The 15,256-nt window shown below is 70.8% G+C and carries 11 protein-coding genes and 1 pseudogene; 3 read left to right on the top strand and 9 right to left on the bottom strand.

The genetic code is table 11. The features are described 5' to 3' along the window. Positions 1-2: 2 nt before the first annotated feature. The 8 genes from ACWDSJ_RS00695 to ACWDSJ_RS00660 form a co-directional block, all read right to left on the bottom strand. Complete coding sequence (locus tag ACWDSJ_RS00695; protein WP_450028576.1) at positions 3-3,752, bottom strand: ABC transporter ATP-binding protein; 3,750 nt, start codon at positions 3,750-3,752, stop codon at positions 3-5. Then, positions 3,749-5,092 carry an LLM class flavin-dependent oxidoreductase gene (locus ACWDSJ_RS00690; RefSeq protein ID WP_450028575.1) on the bottom strand — a complete coding sequence of 448 codons (1,344 nt, stop codon included), beginning with the start codon at positions 5,090-5,092 and terminating at the stop codon, positions 3,749-3,751. The genes ACWDSJ_RS00695 and ACWDSJ_RS00690 overlap by 4 nt, the downstream gene beginning before the upstream one ends. Positions 5,093-5,103: 11 nt before the next feature. Beyond that, positions 5,104-5,826, bottom strand: a complete 723-nt coding sequence (locus ACWDSJ_RS00685; RefSeq protein ID WP_387357354.1) for an ABC transporter ATP-binding protein — start codon at positions 5,824-5,826, stop codon at positions 5,104-5,106. Continuing rightward, positions 5,802-6,650 carry an ABC transporter permease gene (locus ACWDSJ_RS00680; RefSeq protein ID WP_450028574.1) on the bottom strand — a complete coding sequence of 283 codons (849 nt, stop codon included), beginning with the start codon at positions 6,648-6,650 and terminating at the stop codon, positions 5,802-5,804. The genes ACWDSJ_RS00685 and ACWDSJ_RS00680 overlap by 25 nt, the downstream gene beginning before the upstream one ends. After that, entirely contained in the window at positions 6,647-7,543 is an 897-nt protein-coding gene (locus ACWDSJ_RS00675; protein WP_450028573.1) for an ABC transporter substrate-binding protein, read from the bottom strand. The genes ACWDSJ_RS00680 and ACWDSJ_RS00675 overlap by 4 nt, the downstream gene beginning before the upstream one ends. A gap of 208 nt (positions 7,544-7,751) precedes the next feature. Continuing rightward, positions 7,752-8,879: an ROK family protein gene (locus ACWDSJ_RS00670; protein ID WP_450028572.1), complete on the bottom strand. Its 1,128-nt coding sequence runs from the start codon at positions 8,877-8,879 to the stop codon at positions 7,752-7,754. Between the two features lie 6 nt (positions 8,880-8,885). After that, positions 8,886-10,211 (bottom strand): NtaA/DmoA family FMN-dependent monooxygenase, encoded by a 1,326-nt coding sequence (locus ACWDSJ_RS00665; protein ID WP_450028571.1) that lies wholly within the window; start codon positions 10,209-10,211, stop codon positions 8,886-8,888. 346 nt (positions 10,212-10,557) lie between these two features. After that, positions 10,558-10,851: a hypothetical protein gene (locus ACWDSJ_RS00660; protein WP_387357350.1), complete on the bottom strand. Its 294-nt coding sequence runs from the start codon at positions 10,849-10,851 to the stop codon at positions 10,558-10,560. Positions 10,852-11,118: 267 nt separating this feature from the next. On the opposite strand from ACWDSJ_RS00660, the gene ACWDSJ_RS00655 reads away from it, so the two are divergent. Then, entirely contained in the window at positions 11,119-12,105 is a 987-nt protein-coding gene (locus tag ACWDSJ_RS00655; protein WP_450028570.1) for a glycosyltransferase family 9 protein, read from the top strand. Between the two features lie 677 nt (positions 12,106-12,782). On the opposite strand, the pseudogene ACWDSJ_RS00650 reads toward ACWDSJ_RS00655, so the two are convergent. Beyond that, positions 12,783-13,067: pseudogene (locus ACWDSJ_RS00650) on the bottom strand (ArsR/SmtB family transcription factor); the annotation flags it as partial. 185 nt (positions 13,068-13,252) lie between these two features. Between ACWDSJ_RS00650 and ACWDSJ_RS00645 the strand changes: the two are divergent. Together ACWDSJ_RS00645 and ACWDSJ_RS00640 are read left to right on the top strand one after the other, a co-directional pair. Beyond that, positions 13,253-13,930 (top strand): M23 family metallopeptidase, encoded by a 678-nt coding sequence (locus ACWDSJ_RS00645; RefSeq protein WP_450028569.1) that lies wholly within the window; start codon positions 13,253-13,255, stop codon positions 13,928-13,930. A 328-nt stretch (positions 13,931-14,258) separates the two neighbouring features. Further along, positions 14,259-15,256, top strand: a 998-nt coding sequence (locus tag ACWDSJ_RS00640; RefSeq protein WP_450028568.1) for a hypothetical protein, incomplete at its 3' end; no start/stop codon positions are given.

The raw sequence follows: 15,256 nt of genomic DNA, 5'->3' as shown, positions 1-15,256 counted from the left end.
CCTCACACCTTCGCACGATCATGATCGGCGAGCGACTCGTCGTCGCCCACGTAGGCCGACCACAGCCGCCGGTACGGGCCGTCGATCACGGAAAGGTCGGCGTGCGAACCGGTTTGGAGCAGGCGACCCTCCCCCATGACCACGATGAGGTCGGCGTCGGCGGCCGTGGCCAGGCGGTGCGCCACCACGATCGTGGTGCGTCCGGCGGTGAGCACGTCGATGGCCGCGCGGACGCGGGCGTCGGTGGCCAGATCCAGGGAGGCGGTGGCCTCGTCGAGAATGAGTATGTCGGGTTCGACGAGTTGGGCGCGGGCCAGGGCGAGCAGCTGACGCTGGCCCGCGGACAGGGCCGCGCCGTGCGCGCCGATGGGCTGACGGTAGCCGTGTTCCAGGGCGGCGATCATCTCGTGGGCGCCGACCGCCCGTGCCGCCCATTCGACGTCGGCCGGGCTCGCCTCGGGGCGGCCGTAGGCGATGGTGGCGTGGACGGTGTCGCCGAACAGGAACGGCTCCTGCGGAACCACGCCGAGCCGTTTGCGGTAGTCGCGCAGCTGATAGCTCCGGACGTCGACGCCGTCGACGAGCACCGCCCCCTCCGTCGAGTGATACAGGCGCGCAAGCAGTTTCACCAGCGTGGACTTGCCCGCACCCGTCTCGCCGACCACGGCCACCCGTTGCCCCGGTTCGATCACCAGATCGATGCCGGACAGCACGCGCGCCCCGGCCGGATCGTAAGCGAATCCGACGCCGCGGAATTCGATTCGGCCCGCGAGTCGTTCGACCGGGCGGGCATCGGGTTCGTCCGGCGTGTCGACCGGTTCGCGCAGCAGGGCGCCCAGCCGCTCCACCCCGACCACCGCCTGCTGATAGCTGTCGAAGACCTGCGACAGCTGCTGGATCGGCGCGAACAGCAGATCGATGTAGAGCAGGAACGCGATCAGCGTGCCCGCGGTGAGCGCGCCCGCCCGCACCTCGTGCACGCCCACGGCGAGTACGGCCGCGGTGGCGACCACCGACATGATCTCCACGAACGGGAAGAACAACGCCATCAGGGTCTGGCTGCGCAACCGCGCGTTACGGTAACCCCAGGAGCGGCGCTCGAATCCGCGCTGATTGACCGCCTCGCGCCGATACGCCTGGGTGACGGCGATGGTGTCGACGTTCTCCTGGAGGTAGGCGTTGGCGGCGCTGACCTGTTCGCGCGCCAGATGATAGGCGGGCACCGAGGCCCGCCGGAACGCGATCGTCGCGACCGCCAGCACCGGCAGCACCGCCAGCACGACCAGCGCGAGCCGGGCGTCGATCACCAGCAGCGCCACCACCACACCCGCGATGGTGAGGGTGCTGGTCAGCGCGACGGCCAGACCGGTTTGCAGGAACGTCGACAGCCCGTCCACATCGGTGACCATCCGGGTCATGATGCGCCCGGCCAACTCTCGTTCGTAGAACCGCAACCCGAGCCGTTGCAGATGCGCGAACACCTTCACCCGCAGGCCGTAGAGCAGCCGCTCGCCGGCCCGGCCGGTGACCCGCACCTGGGCGACGGTGATCGCCCAGTCCACCAGCACCAGCGTCAGCGCGGCCCCGGCCGCGCCGAGCAGCACCGCGCGCGATCCGGCCAGCACGCCGCGGTCGATGCCGTGCCGCACCAGCACCGGGATCACGATCTGCGCCAGCGCGTCCAGGGCCACCAGCCCGAGCCCGGCCAGCAGCGGGATCGCGAACGGCCGCAGCAGCCGGGCGAGATCGAACCGCGGATCGGGGGTGTGCGAGAACGACTGCGGCACATCGGGTTCCCCGGCGACCGACGGGAGCCGATCGATGCGGGCGCGGACGTCGCCGCTGGGTGGGGCGCTGGACATGAGCCCGCCACCGAGGTGCCCGCCCAGTGCCCCGGGCGCGCTGGCGGCGCGGCGCGCGAACGCCTTGGCCATCTGTTCCAGGGCGCGGGACTCGTCGCCGTCGCCGTCCCCGGCCGCCCACAGCCCGGCCGTGGGCACGGGGTCGCGCACGCCGCTCAGGTCGGCGGCGATGCTCACCGGGTCGGGCGGGGTGAACAGGGCGTGGAACAGTTCCCCGGAGGTCTGGAGGTCGGCGAGGGTGCCCTGTTCGGCGATGCGGCCCTCGTCGAGGACCGCGACCCGATCGGCCAGGGCGAGCGTCGAGACGCGGTGCGCCACCACGAGTGTGGTGCGCTGGCGGACCTCGGCGGCGACGCGCCGGAAGATCTCCTCCTCGACCTGAGCGTCGATGGCGGAGGTGGCGTCGTCGAGGACGAGGATCGGGGCGTCGGTGAGCAGCGCGCGGGCCAGCGCGATCCGCTGGCGTTGCCCGCCCGAGAGTCGTTGCCCGCGTTCGCCGATGAGGGTGTCCAGCCCCTCGGGCAGGGCGGCGACGAAGTCGTCGGCGGCGGCCAGGTACAGGGCGTGGCGGACCTGCGCGTCGGTGGCGTCGGGGCGGCCGTAGGCGACATTGGCGCGCACGGTGTCGGCCATCAGCGCGGTGTCCTCGAACACCATCGCCACCCGGGCACGCAGGTCGGGCAGGTCCCGAATGTCGGTGCCGTCCAGCAGGATTCGGCCCGCGTCCGGTTCGAACAGCCGCGGCAACAGCTGGACGAGCACCGATTTCCCGGAACCGGCCGCGCCCGCGATCGCGACCGTCTCCCCCGCCGCGACGGTGAGGTCCAGGCCGCGAAGCACCGGCGGCTGGTCCTCGAACGCGAAACGCACGCCGTGGAATTCGAGGCGCGGCGGCGGACCCGTCGCGCCGGACGGCTGCGGCGCGACCGTCTCCGTCGGCGCGGACTCGATCACCTCGCGCACGCGTTCCAGCGACGCCCGCCCCTGCTGGCTGACGGTGAGCAGCATGGTGAACATGCGCACGGGCGTGACGAACGACCCCAGATAGGTCATGAACGCCAGAAACGTTCCGAGCGTGAGGGAGTGGCGCAGCGCGAGCAGGCCGCCGACCACGAGCACCAGCGCCTGCCCGGCGGCGGGCACGGCCTGCATGACCGGGGTGTATCGGGCGGTGAGCCGGGTGACCCGCAGCCGCGACCGGTACAGGTCGCGCGCGGACGCGGCGAGCCCGTCGAGTTCGTGGGACTCCTGCCCGAAACCCTTGACCACCCGCACCCCGGTGACCGCGGCCTCCACCCGCATCGCGACCTCGGCGGCGCGGGCCTGGGCGTCCCAGTTGGCCGGGAACAGGTCGCGCTGACTGCGCCGGGTGATCAGCCACAGCGCCGGGATCACCAGCAGCGCGATCAGGCTGAGCGCCGGGGACAGGGTCGCCATGAGCGCCAGCGACACGACCACCAGCAGCGCATTGCCCGCGACGAGCGGAACCAGTTGCAGGAACATCTGAATCAGCGTCACGTCGGTGATGGCCCGGCTCACGACCTGTCCGGTGTAGAGCCCGGAGCGCTGCCGCCCGGTCACCCGCAGCAGCGCCGCGAACAGGTCGCGGCGCAGATCGTGTTGCACGTCCAGCGACAGCCGCGACGATCCGGTGCGCCGCGCGAAGGCGGCCGCGAACCGGGCCGCTCCCACCGCGAGCAGCACCGCCACCCACGGCAGCACCGACGCGGTCGTGGTGGTGAGCGCGTCGACCACGTGCCGGACCAGCAGCGGCAGCACGGCGGTGAGCACCGCCGCCACCACCGAGCCCGACGCGGCGACGAAGACGGTCCGGCGGTGCCGCGCGCACCGCCGGACCAGATAGCGCATCCAGTCGGGACAGGAACTCATCCGGCGACCACGAGCTCGTCCGCCCCGTCGAACTGGTTGACCGGCCGCGCCAAGCCGTAGTGGCCGCGCAGCGTGGTCTCGGTGTAGTCGGTGCGGAACAGGCCGCGCCGCTGGAGGATCGGCACCACCTGATCGACGAAGCGCTCCAGGCCCGAGGGCAGCACGGCGGGCATGATGTTGAACCCGTCGGCCGCGCCGCGGGTGAACCATTCCTCGATGGTGTCGGCGACCTGCTCCGGGGTGCCCGCGAAGGTGCGGTGCCCGCGCCCGCCGCCGAGCCGCCCGATGAGCTGGCGCAGCGTGAGCCGTTCGCGCCGAGCCAGATTCGCGATGAGCGTGAAGCGGCTCTTGGCGCCCTGGATGTCGTCCTCGGTGGGCAGGTCCGCGGGCAGTTCGGCGTCGAGATCCAGATCCTCGACGGGAATGCCCCAGGTGCGGGCCAATTGGCGTTTGGCGTACTCGGGGGAGATGAGCCGCTCGAGTTCGGCGTCGAGGGCGCGGGCCTGCTCCTCGGTGTCGCCGATGACGGGCACGATGCCGGGCAGGATCTTGACGGTCTCCGGGTCGCGGCCCAGCGCGACCGCGCGGCGCTTGAGATCGGTGTAGAAGGCCAGCCCGTCGTCGAGGGTCTGCTGCGCGGTGAACACCGCCTCGGCGTAGCGGGCGGCGAACTCCTTGCCGTCCTCGGACGAACCCGCCTGCACCAGAACGGGATAGCCCTGCGGCGGGCGCGGCACGTTCAGCGGGCCCGCGACCTTGAAGAACCGGCCCTCGTGGTCGATGGCGCGCACCTTGTCGGGGTCGGTGTGCAGGCCCGCCTCCTTGTCGGCGAGGACGGCGTCGTCGGCCCAGCTGTCCCACAGTTTCGTTGCCACATCGACGAATTCGGCGGCCTTCTCGTAGCGCAGCCGGTGGTCGGGCACATCGTCGAGACCGAAGTTGCGGGCCGCGTCCGCGCCCGCGGTGGTGACGATGTTCCACCCCACGCGCCCGCCGGAGACCCAGTCCACCGACGCGAACCGGCGCGCGAGGTTGAACGGCGAGTTGTAGCTCGTGGACGCGGTGGCGATCAGCCCGATCCGCGAGGTCTGCACGGCGATGGCGGTGAGCAGCACGGTGGGTTCGAGTTTGCCCGCCGGGCGGCGGCCGGTGTCGCCGAACAGGACCGGGCTGTCGGCGAAGAAGATCGAGTCCAGCTTCCCGCGTTCGGCGATCCGCGCGAGGTTCACGTAGTGCTCGATCCGGGTGTTGGCGTGCGGATCGGATTCGGGCAGCCGCCACGACGCCTCGTGGTGGCCGGTGGACATGAGAAAGGCGTTGAGGTGCAACTGTTTCGGCATGGGATTCGCTTTCAGACGGCGGTGGGCACGACGCCCAGCGCGGTGAGCAGGGAGCGGCGGATGCGCTGGAATTCCGGTCCGCCCGGGTCGCGGGCGGGCGGGAGGTCGATGGGCAGGTCGACGGTGATGCGGCCGTCGTCGAGCACCAGCACGCGGTCGGCGAGGGTGACGGCCTCGTCCACGTCGTGGGTGACCAGCAGTACGGTCGGGGTGTGCCGGGCGATCAGCGCCCGCAGCAGTTCGTGCATGCGGATGCGGGTCAGCGCGTCCAGCGCCCCGAACGGTTCGTCGGCCAGCAGCAGGTCGGGCTCGCCGACCAGGGCCCGCGCGAGCGCCACCCGCTGTTGCTCTCCACCGGAAAGCTCAGTGGGCCAGGCGCGTTCGCGTCCGGCGAGCCCGACCTCCGCCAGCAGCGCCCGTCCGGCCGCCCGCCGCGCGCGGGGCTGGCCGTAGAGCACGTTGGTGAGTACCCGCTGCCAGGGCAGCAGCCGCGAATCCTGGAACACCATCGAGGTTTTCGCGGGCACCCGCAGCGAGCCGGTGCCGGGCACGTCGTGGTCCAGTCCCGACAGGGCCCGCAGCAGGGTGCTCTTGCCCGAGCCGCTGCGGCCCAGCAGCGCCACGAACTGGCCGGGCGGGATGGTGAGCGTGATCCGGTCCAGGACGGTGCGATCGCCGAAGGACCGCACCAGGTCCCGGGTCCGCACGCCTAGGTCGCGATCGTGCGACGCCATGACAGCACCTTGCGTTCGAGCAGCCGGATGAGGGAGTCGGAGACGAGTCCGAACACGCCGTAGACGACCAGGCAGACCAGGATCACGTCGGCCTGCCCGTAGTTCTGGGCGTTGAACATGAGCTTGCCGAGCCCGTCGGTGGCGTTGACCTGTTCGACGACCACCAGCGACAGCCAGGACCCGGTGACCGAGAGCCGCAGGCCGAGGAAGAAGCCGGGCAGCGACCCCGGGATCACCACCCGGCCGATGAACTCGCCGCGCGAAACCCCTTGCACCTCCGACAGTTCCACGAAGCGCTTGTCGATGGTGGTGAGCGAGGCGTGGGTCTGCAGGTACATGGCGATGACGACGCCGAGGGTGATGAGCACGATCTTGAACGTCTCGCCGATGCCCAGCCACAGGATCAGCAGCGGGATCAGCCCCAGGCTGGGGATGGCGCGCTTGACCTGGAGCGGGCCGTCGATCAGCGACTCACCCAGCCGGGACAGGCCCGACAGCAGCGCCAGACCGGTGCCGACGAGCACGCCGATGCCGAGGCCGATGGCGGCGCGGCGCAGCGAGGCGAGCGTGTTCTCGCCGAGGGTGCCGTCGCGGACCAGTCGCCAGCCGGTGTCGAGCACGGTCCACGGCGCGGAGAGTTTGCGCTGGTCGAGCAGCCCGAAGTGAATGCCCGCGGCCCAGGCGGCGAGCACCAGCGCGACGCCGAGCAGGCGGGCGAAGGGGATCGGCTTGCGCAGTCCGAGGCGGCGCAGGCGACGCCGCTCGACGAAACCCTCCTCGGGCTGGGGGATCGATACCGCGGTGCGCGGCAGGGCGACGGTCACGACGCCTCCTTGGTTCGGTACTGCTCCGGAACCGCCTGCGCCGCAAGGGGTTCGAAGCGCCGGTCGAACAGGTCGTGGGCGTCGAAACTCTTCCCGAAATAGCCGGAGGCGGTGACCAGGTCGACGGTTTCCTGTTCCCAGGCGATCGCGGCGTCCCAATTCGCCGGGAAATAGGGTTTGTCGAGGGTGCCGATAATGCGGCGGCCGTCCTCGGCCGAAACCTTCTGATCCTTCACGTAATACGCGTCGAGCCATTGGTCGGGATGTTCCCACGACCAGACGTCGGTGCGCGCCCAGACCTTCACGAATTCCGCGACGGCGGCGAGTTTCGCGGAATCCTTCAGCACCGCGGTGGGGGCCCACAGAATGGTGAGCGCGTCGACCGCGGGGGTGGTGATCGCGCGGGCGCTCTGATCCCGGTATTGGGCGAGGTATTTGGTGAGCGACGGCTCGGCGAGCGGGGCGACGTCGATCTGCTTGCCCTGCAACGCGGTGAGGAACTGCGGGCTGTTCAGCTCGACCAATTGGACGTCGGAGGGTTTCAGCCCGGCGGTCCGCAGGGTGCGCAGCACCACCACGCCCTGCGCCTGGCCGGGTGAGAAGCCGATGCGCTTGCCGCGCAGGTCGGCGAGCGACCCGATGGTCGAATTGGGGGCGGTGGCCAGCTGATACAGCGGCGTCGAGCGGACCTTGACGCCGACGATGCGGGCGTCGAGCCCGGTGGCGTGGGCGTGGATCGGGGGGATGCCCGCGTTGGTGGCCAGATCGACCGCGCCGCCGCGGAACGCCTGGATCACATCGGGTCCGGCGGTGACGACGGGCCAGTCGGAGACGGTGAACGGCAGGGTGTTCGATTGGCCGGACGCCTCGAGCGCGACCCGGGTGGTGTTCACGGAAATGGATAGTTTCGTGCCGGGTGGCACGGAGGTGGGCAGCGGTGCCGACAGGGCCGCGTCACCGTCGCCGTGGGTGGCGCACGCGCCCAGGAAAAGCGCCGCCGTGAGCGCGATCCCTATTTTTCTGATGGCGGGATACATGTTTGAACTTTCGCGGAAACCCTTGTGCGAGGGCAATATTCGTTCGACTTAAAATTAGTCGGAATCAAAGTCGGGCCGCGGCGGTCACGCCGAGCGGGTCGGTGAACAAGCGCTGCAACACCACCGCGCCCGCCGCGGTCTCGAGGGCGCGGCCCAGGAACGACGAGCCGCGCACCACGTCCTCGGGTCGCTCGCAGGCCGAGAACTCCCGCACCGCGGCTAGATACGCGGCCCGCACCCCCGGCACCCGGACCAGGGCCGGGTCGACGATCACCACGGCGTCGGGGTCGAGCAGATCGATCACGACCGCCACCACCCGGCCGAGCACGCGCGCGCGGTCAGCGAACAGTTCCCGCGCGGTCTCGTTCTCGGCGGCGGCCGCGATGAGGTCGGGCAGGGTGCGCACCGCCAGTCCGGCGCGGCGCGCCCGAGCGACCAGCACCCGGTCCGCGCAGCCCGCCAGCTCGTCCTCCGCCGCCTCGCCGCCGACCAGCCGGGTGATCGCCCCCGCGGCCGACCGCGGTCCGTAGTGCACCCGGCCGTGCACCGCGAAGGCCACGTCGATCACATTGCCCGCGAACAGGACCACGGTGGCCGCCGCGTCCCGGGCGTGGCCGAACAACTGCTCGGCGTGCACCAGGGCGCGGGTGTGGCTGTCCAGCGACACCGGCAGGCCGGTGTGCTCCGAAAGACGCTGCCGCACCGCCACATTGCGCCAGTGCAGGGTGGCGTGGTCCACGACCTCCCCGGCGCGGGGATCGACCCAGCCGCCCACGGCCACGCCGACGCCTATGACCCGTTCGGTCAACTCGTCGCGGATCCGGCGCACCTCCGCCGCCGCAGTGGCGAGGATCTCGTCCGGATCCGGGCCGCGATGCGGCAGCCGATGCGAAAGCCGCACGCCCCCGGCGATATCCAGCACGGCGACCGTCGCGTGCTCGGCGGCGATGTGCACCCCGATGACCGCGTTCCCGGTCACGTCGAGGCTCAGCGGCGAATGCGGCCGCCCCACCTTCGCCGGCCCCGCGGTCTCCGGCAGTTCCACCAGCAGCCCGGCCGCCACCAACGCCCGCACCTGCGCGGTCACCGTCGCCGGGGACAGATTCGCCGCCCGCGCGATGGCACTGCGCGGCACGGCCCCCTGCTCGAGCACCACCCGCAGCACCGCCCCCGCGCTGTTGTCCGCGGTCACAGGTGGTTACGCGGGCACCCGCTCGGATCGCGCGGTGGGGCGTTCCGGGAGCGGGGGCAGTTCGAGGATTTCGCGGAAGGTGCCGGTGGCGGGTTCGGGGGCGACGATGCCGCGGCGGCGGAGTTCGGGGAGGAGGCCGTTGAGAAGGAAGTCGCGGGTGCGCGGGTCGTCGAGGCCGCCGAGGCCGATGAGGTCGAGGACTCCGGCGGTGTAGCGCTCCTCGATGGCGTCGGCGAGTTGTTCGGGGGTGCCCGCGGCGGCCCAGTGGCCGGTGTCCTGGGCGGCGATGATCAACTCGCGCAGGGTTTTTCCGGTGCGGGCCAGGGTGGTGAAGATCTCGACGCGGCCGCGGCGGCGGTGCACGGCGTGGACGTCGGGCAGGACGTGGTCGGGGATCGGCCGATCGAGGGGAAGCTCGGAGAGGTCGACGCCGCCGAGCATGTCCTCGAGGGTGCGGCGGGCGGCGTCGAGATCGATACCCTCGACGCGTTCGCGGACCAGTCGGCGCGCCTCCTCCTCGGTGGCCCCGTAGGTGGCGTGCAGGGAGCTGAAGATGCGCGGGAGACCGTGCGGGCGGCCGAGTTCGGCGGCGCGGGAGCGGATTCGCTTGGCGTACACCACCGCGTCCTCGAGGGTGGCCAGCGAGGTGAACACGACCTCGGCGAAGCGGGCGCCGAGTTCGATGCCGCCCGCGGACTGCCCGGCCTGGAACTGGACCGGGCGGCGTTGCGGCAGCGGCGGAATGTTGAGCGGGCCGCGCACGGTGAAGAAGCGGCCGGTGTGGTCGATGGGCCGTACCAGGTCCGGGTCCAGGCGCGCGCCGGAGTCGGTGCGGGTGAGCGCGCCGGGTTGCCAGCTGTCGAACAGGGCGTCGGTCACCTCGAGGACCTCGGCGGCGCGCGCGTATCGCTCCTCGGGGCCGGGCAATTCGCCGTCGCCGTAGTTCTCCTCGCCGACCGAGGAGGTGACCGCGTTCCAGGCCGCGCGGCCGTTGCTCACGTGATCGAGCGTGCCGAACAGCCGCGCGAGATTGTACGGGTGATGGAAGGTGGTGGTGACGGTCGCGATGAGCCCGACCCGTTCGGTGACGGCGGCCAGCGCGGACAGGTAGATCAGCGGCTCCTGCGCGCCGATCGCGCCCTGCGCCCCGAAGGTGAGCAGATCCGCGGCGAACAGGGCGTCGAAGCCGTGGGCCTCGGCGATTCGCGCGATCTCCACCGCGTCGGCCAGCGTGGACCGGTCCGGATCCAGCGCGGCGTCGTACACCTTCGGTGAGCCGCTCACGCCCGTAACGATTTTCAACGGCCTGCGCCGCTCCGACCTGCTCGCCATCCTGTCGACGCTAATCAGCGTCGGGGTCGGGGCCCCCGGTTCCGCTCAGCGAGATCTTTTCGGGTGCGAACCTTGCCCTCGAAGGCGGGACATCAGGCCCCGCGCGCGAGCCTCACCTTGGGGCGGCCCATCAGGCTGGGCGCGCGCGAACCTTGCCCTCGGGGGCGGGACATCAGGCTGCGCGCGCGAACCTCACCTTGGCGGCGGGACATCATGCTGGGCGCGCCGCGAACCCTTCCGCTCGGGGCGGGACATCGGGCTGCGCGCACGAACCTTCCGCTCGATGCCCGGACACGACCGCGCCCCGGTTTCGGGACCGGGGCGCGGAAGGGTTTGGGCGGCGGGCTTATTCGACGATGAGCAGGCTGCCGTTGGGGACCAGGGCGAGGCCGTTGGGGTCGACGCGGCCGATGACCGGGCCGGTGCAGTTGCGGCCCGCGTGCACCTCGACGACCTTGTCGGTCGTGTTGCCGACGGTGGTCTGGAACGAGTTGCCGGTATCGATGCAGCCGGTCGGGTTGTCGTACAGCTTGCCGTTGATGCTGACCGTGCCCTGCGCGGCCTGCGCCGTCCCGGCGCCCAGCACCCCGAATGCGCCGACCGCCACCACGGCGGCGGCGAATCCAGCGGTCCGAATCATGTGATCCTCCAGTCCAATTCGACGTCCCGACCGACGACAGGCTACTCGCGGCCGCGCCGGGCACCACACACCGGTCGCTCGAGCCGTCCGGAGCATGCTATCGGGTCGGCGGGGCGAATGCGGCCGATATCACGGGGGATCGACGAGTTTCGGCCATCGGGGCGCCGGGTATCCCATTCTGGTGGCTCTTCTCAGCCGTGCCGTCCTGCGGGGGCCGAGGGGGTCTCGGGACCGCATGGATCGCTTGGTGGAGGCTAGGAGAAGAGGGTGGCGGTTGTACTCGTGCTGCGCGCACGCGGATTGGGTGATCTCCTCACCGCGGTCCCGGCTTTACGCGCGCTGCGCCGGGCCCGGCCCCGCGATCACATCGCGCTCGCCGCGCCGCTGCGGCTCGAGCCGATCGTGGATCTGATCGCGTCGATCGACGAGATGGTACCGACCGCCGATCCGGAGAGCATGCGCTGGGACGGGGAGGCGCCCGCGCTCGCCGTCAATCTGCACAGTGGCGGCGCCGAGGGCATCGTGGAGTTGGCCCGCACCAATCCGGCGCGCATCCTCACCTACCGCAATCCGGCCTTCCCCGATCTCGAGGGTCCGGACTGGCAGCACGATATGCACGAGGTGGACCGCTGGTGCCATCTGCTCGAGTCGGACGGCATCGCGGCCGACCGCCGCAATCTCGGTCTCGTGCCGCCGGTTTCGACCACGAGTCATCGCGACTGCGTCGTCGTGCACGTCGGCGCCGGATCGCCCGCGCGGCGCTGGCCGCCGGACCGGTTCGCCGCGGTGGTGCGGCATCTGCTGGTGCAGGGCCGCGAGGTGGTGCTCACCGGCGACGAATTCGAACGCGATATCGCGCTGTCGATCGCGGCGCGCGCCGGACTGCCCACCCACCAGGTGCTCGCGGGTCGGCAGACCCTGCTCGAGGTGAGCGCGACGATCGCCGAGGCGGCCCTGGTGGTGTGTGGCGACACCGGAGTTGCCCATCTGGCAACGGCTTTCGGCACCCGCACGGTCCTGCTGTTCGGCCCGACCCCACCGAGCCGCGGCGGCCCACCGCCGCATCTGTTGAACCGGCATGTGGTCCTGTGGGCGGGACGGACCGGCGACCATGATCAGCACTCCCCCGATCCCGGGCTGCTCGAGATCGAGGTGCCGGAGGTGATCGAGGCGGTCGACAAGCAGCTCAGTAAGCGGAGTTGGCCGGGGGCGGCGTTGGAGCGGCGGCGGTCGGCGTTTCGGCGGGTGGGGTGAGAAGGGGGTTGGGGTAAGGGTTTTCGGTGGCGGGCAGCGGCGTGAGGGGCCGTTGCCCGTGATTGTTTGGGGGTGAGGGGTGGCGGCGGGGTAGCTGTGGAGGGGGCGGGCTCGCGGGTGGCGGGGGCATTCTGGGTCGAGTGCGTTCGAAATGTGCTTTCGCGCAGCGTGATTCGGGTGGATAGATCCGAACTGGCACGCCGCGTTCGTGGGTCGAGTAGGCGCGTGGTGGAGGCCGCGTGGCGAGGGGGGTGACTGCTGAGGCGGCAGTGGGTCGAGGCGCGGCGCTGATGGATCGGCGTTGCCCAGGGTGAGGAGGGCGGGGCGATGGGTGACCCCAACCAGGGCGCGGCGCTGACGGGCTGCTCGCTCTGCGCGTACTCGACCAAGGATTGAGCACGGGCAAGGTGGGCGGAGTCGCGGGAACTCATCAGGCACGGCGTAGTTGATTCGAGCGCGGGCGCTCACGGTGGGTGCTGAGGGGCTCGATCAGGCCGGGCGGCGGGATCGAGGGGACGAGCGCGGGTGGGGACCGCGATCAGGTTCCGCGGACGGGTTCAGTGGGCCGAGGAGGGAAGGGTGTTGCGGGGACCTCGGTCAGGATGAGTGGGACGGATTCCGGCGGCCGAGGGGTGGTCAGGGTTCGGGCTGGTGGATTCGGCGTGGGTCAGAGCGGCGGAGTAGGAGGCCAGGGCAGAGGGCCAGAACTGGTCGAGGTAGTCGCGGGCGGCGGCCAGGCCGCGCGGGTCGAGGGAGTAGAGGCGGCGGGTGCCTTCGGGGCGGACGAGGACGAGGCGGGCCTCTCGGAGGATGCGCAGGTGTTGGGAGACGGCCGAGGGGGTGATGCCGAGGGTGGTGGCCAAGTCGGTGACCGAGCGAGGGGCGGATGGGAGGGCCTCGAAGATGGCTCGGCGGGTGGGGTCGGCGAGGGCGGATAGGGCTTGGGTACCGTTAGTGGCCACTTAAGTAGTCTGGGGGTTAGCCAGGGTGGGGTCAAGGTCTCCTTTCCGGCTTGCATATGGCGATTTACATGGCATTTCGTCCGTTTCTACGCGGCTGCTGGTCGATCTAGTGGTGTGTATTGCCCGGCTGTGATGGTCACGACAGGATTACGGGCCTCGAGTTTGACTGTCGTAGCTTTCCCTGCATGCCCGTGACCGTTTCGTTACCAACGCGGCGGGCCCGGCGCGCCGCGCAGGCCGTGGCGATGACCGCGGTCGTCGGCACGTCGATCGCCACGCTGGGAGCCGCCGACCGCCACGGCTCCGGTTCCGCGCCCGGACTGGCCGCCGTCGCCCGCTCGCTGGAGACCGCTCCCGCCGCGCCCGCACCTCTCGCCGTCGAGCCCGTCGCGGCGCGGCCGCAGCCCGCACCCGCCGACGACGGCCCCTGGCTCGAGGCGAAGGCGGCGCGCGAGATCAAGCGCACGGTCCGCCCGGTGGCGGGCGTACTCACCTCCGGCTTCGGCATGCGCTGGGGCGCGCTGCACGCCGGCATCGACTTCGGCGATCCGATCGGCACACCCATCGCGGCCGTCACCGACGGTGTGGTCGTCGAGGCCGGCCCCGCCTCCGGCTTCGGCATGTGGGTCCGGGTGCGGCAGGACGACGGGACCATCGGCGTCTACGGCCACGTCAACGACATCCTCGCCACGGTCGGCCAACAGGTCCGCGCGGGCGACACCATCGCCACCGTCGGCAACCGCGGCTTCTCCACCGGCCCACACCTGCACTACGAGGTCTGGGCCGACGAGGCCGGCACCAAACTCGACCCCCTCCCCTGGCTCCTCGCCCGCGGCCTCGAACTGGGCAGGCCCCAGGACTGATCCGTTTCGCGGGCCGATGAGGGGGCCCGCGAAGCTCAGCCGCACCCTTTATTTGGATTCGCACCGCTTTCAGGGGCTTGCAGGGGGTGCGGATTTGAATAAAGGGTGCGGCTGGTACTGGGGTAGGGGGTGGGGGCAGCACTTTGGGGGGAGGTGGGGTTTGGGGTGGGGGTTTTAGCGTCGGGGCATGATCGGGATATCTGGTGGGGCGGGGTTTGTTCGAGGGTGGCATCGGCCGTTGGGGTGGTTGGCCGTTGTCATGGGGGTGTTGGCCGGGTTTTGTTCGGTCGCAATGATTTTCGATGGGCGGATGCTGCTCGGGGAGTCGGTGTGGCTGAAGCCGTTGAAGTTCGGGCTGGCGTTCGCGTTGTATTCGGCGACGTTGGCGTGGTTGTTGACGTTGCCGCACAAGGGGTCTCGGGTCACGTGGTGGTTGGGGACGGTGTTCGCGGTCACGGGGCTGGTGGATGTCGGGTTCATCGTGTTGCAGGCGGCGCGGGGGACGTTCAGTCATTTCAATATGGATGATGTCGACGGTGTCAATCGGATCGGGCAGGTGATCTTCACGTCCGGGGTGCCGGGGTTGTTCGTCGCCAATCTCGTTATCGCCGTGGTGGTTTCGTGGCAGCGGCTGATCGATCGGCCTACCGCCCGGGCCATCCATATGGGCCTGACGATCGCCGTTTTCGGTATGGCCCTCGCCTATCTGATGGGCGGCACCGGTTCCCAGTTGGTCCGCGATGTCGCGGGCCGTCCCGTCGAACTCGCCGCGGGCCATACGGTCCTCCCCCATCCCCTCCCCGTCCGGGACGATCTCCCGGGCCTTCCCGTCACCCATTGGAGCACCGTCGGCGGCGACCTCCGCGTCCCCCACTTCGCGGGGCTGCACGGCATCCAGGTCCTCCTCCTGGCCACCCTCACCCTCGGCTATCTCTCCCGCCGCCGTCCTTGGCTCACGGAACGAGTCCGCGCCCGCCTGATCGGCATCCTCGGCCTCAGCTATCTGACCGCGGTGGCCCTCCTGCTCTGGCAGGCCCTCCGCGCCCAGCCGTTGATCCACCCCGATGCCCGGACGGCCACCGCTTTCGCGTGCTTGGCGCTCGCGTGGATCGCCGCGACGGGGGCCGTTGTGGGGTGGGCCCGGGGTCCTCGACTGCTCCGCAGCCGAGGAACAGAGAAGGGCCTTCACCGAGGAGCAGAAGAGAGTGCCCGCCGAGGAACAGAGGAGGGTCTTCACCGAGGAGCAGAAGAGAGTGCCCGCCGAGGAACAGAGGAGGGTCTTCACCGAGGAGCAGAAGAGAGTGCCCGCCGAGGAACAGAGGAGGG

The sequence above is a fragment of the Nocardia sp. NPDC003482 genome, assembly GCF_053588115.1.
The sequence above is the reverse complement of the archived record's forward strand: the minus strand, read 5'-3'. Positions and strand labels throughout refer to the sequence as shown.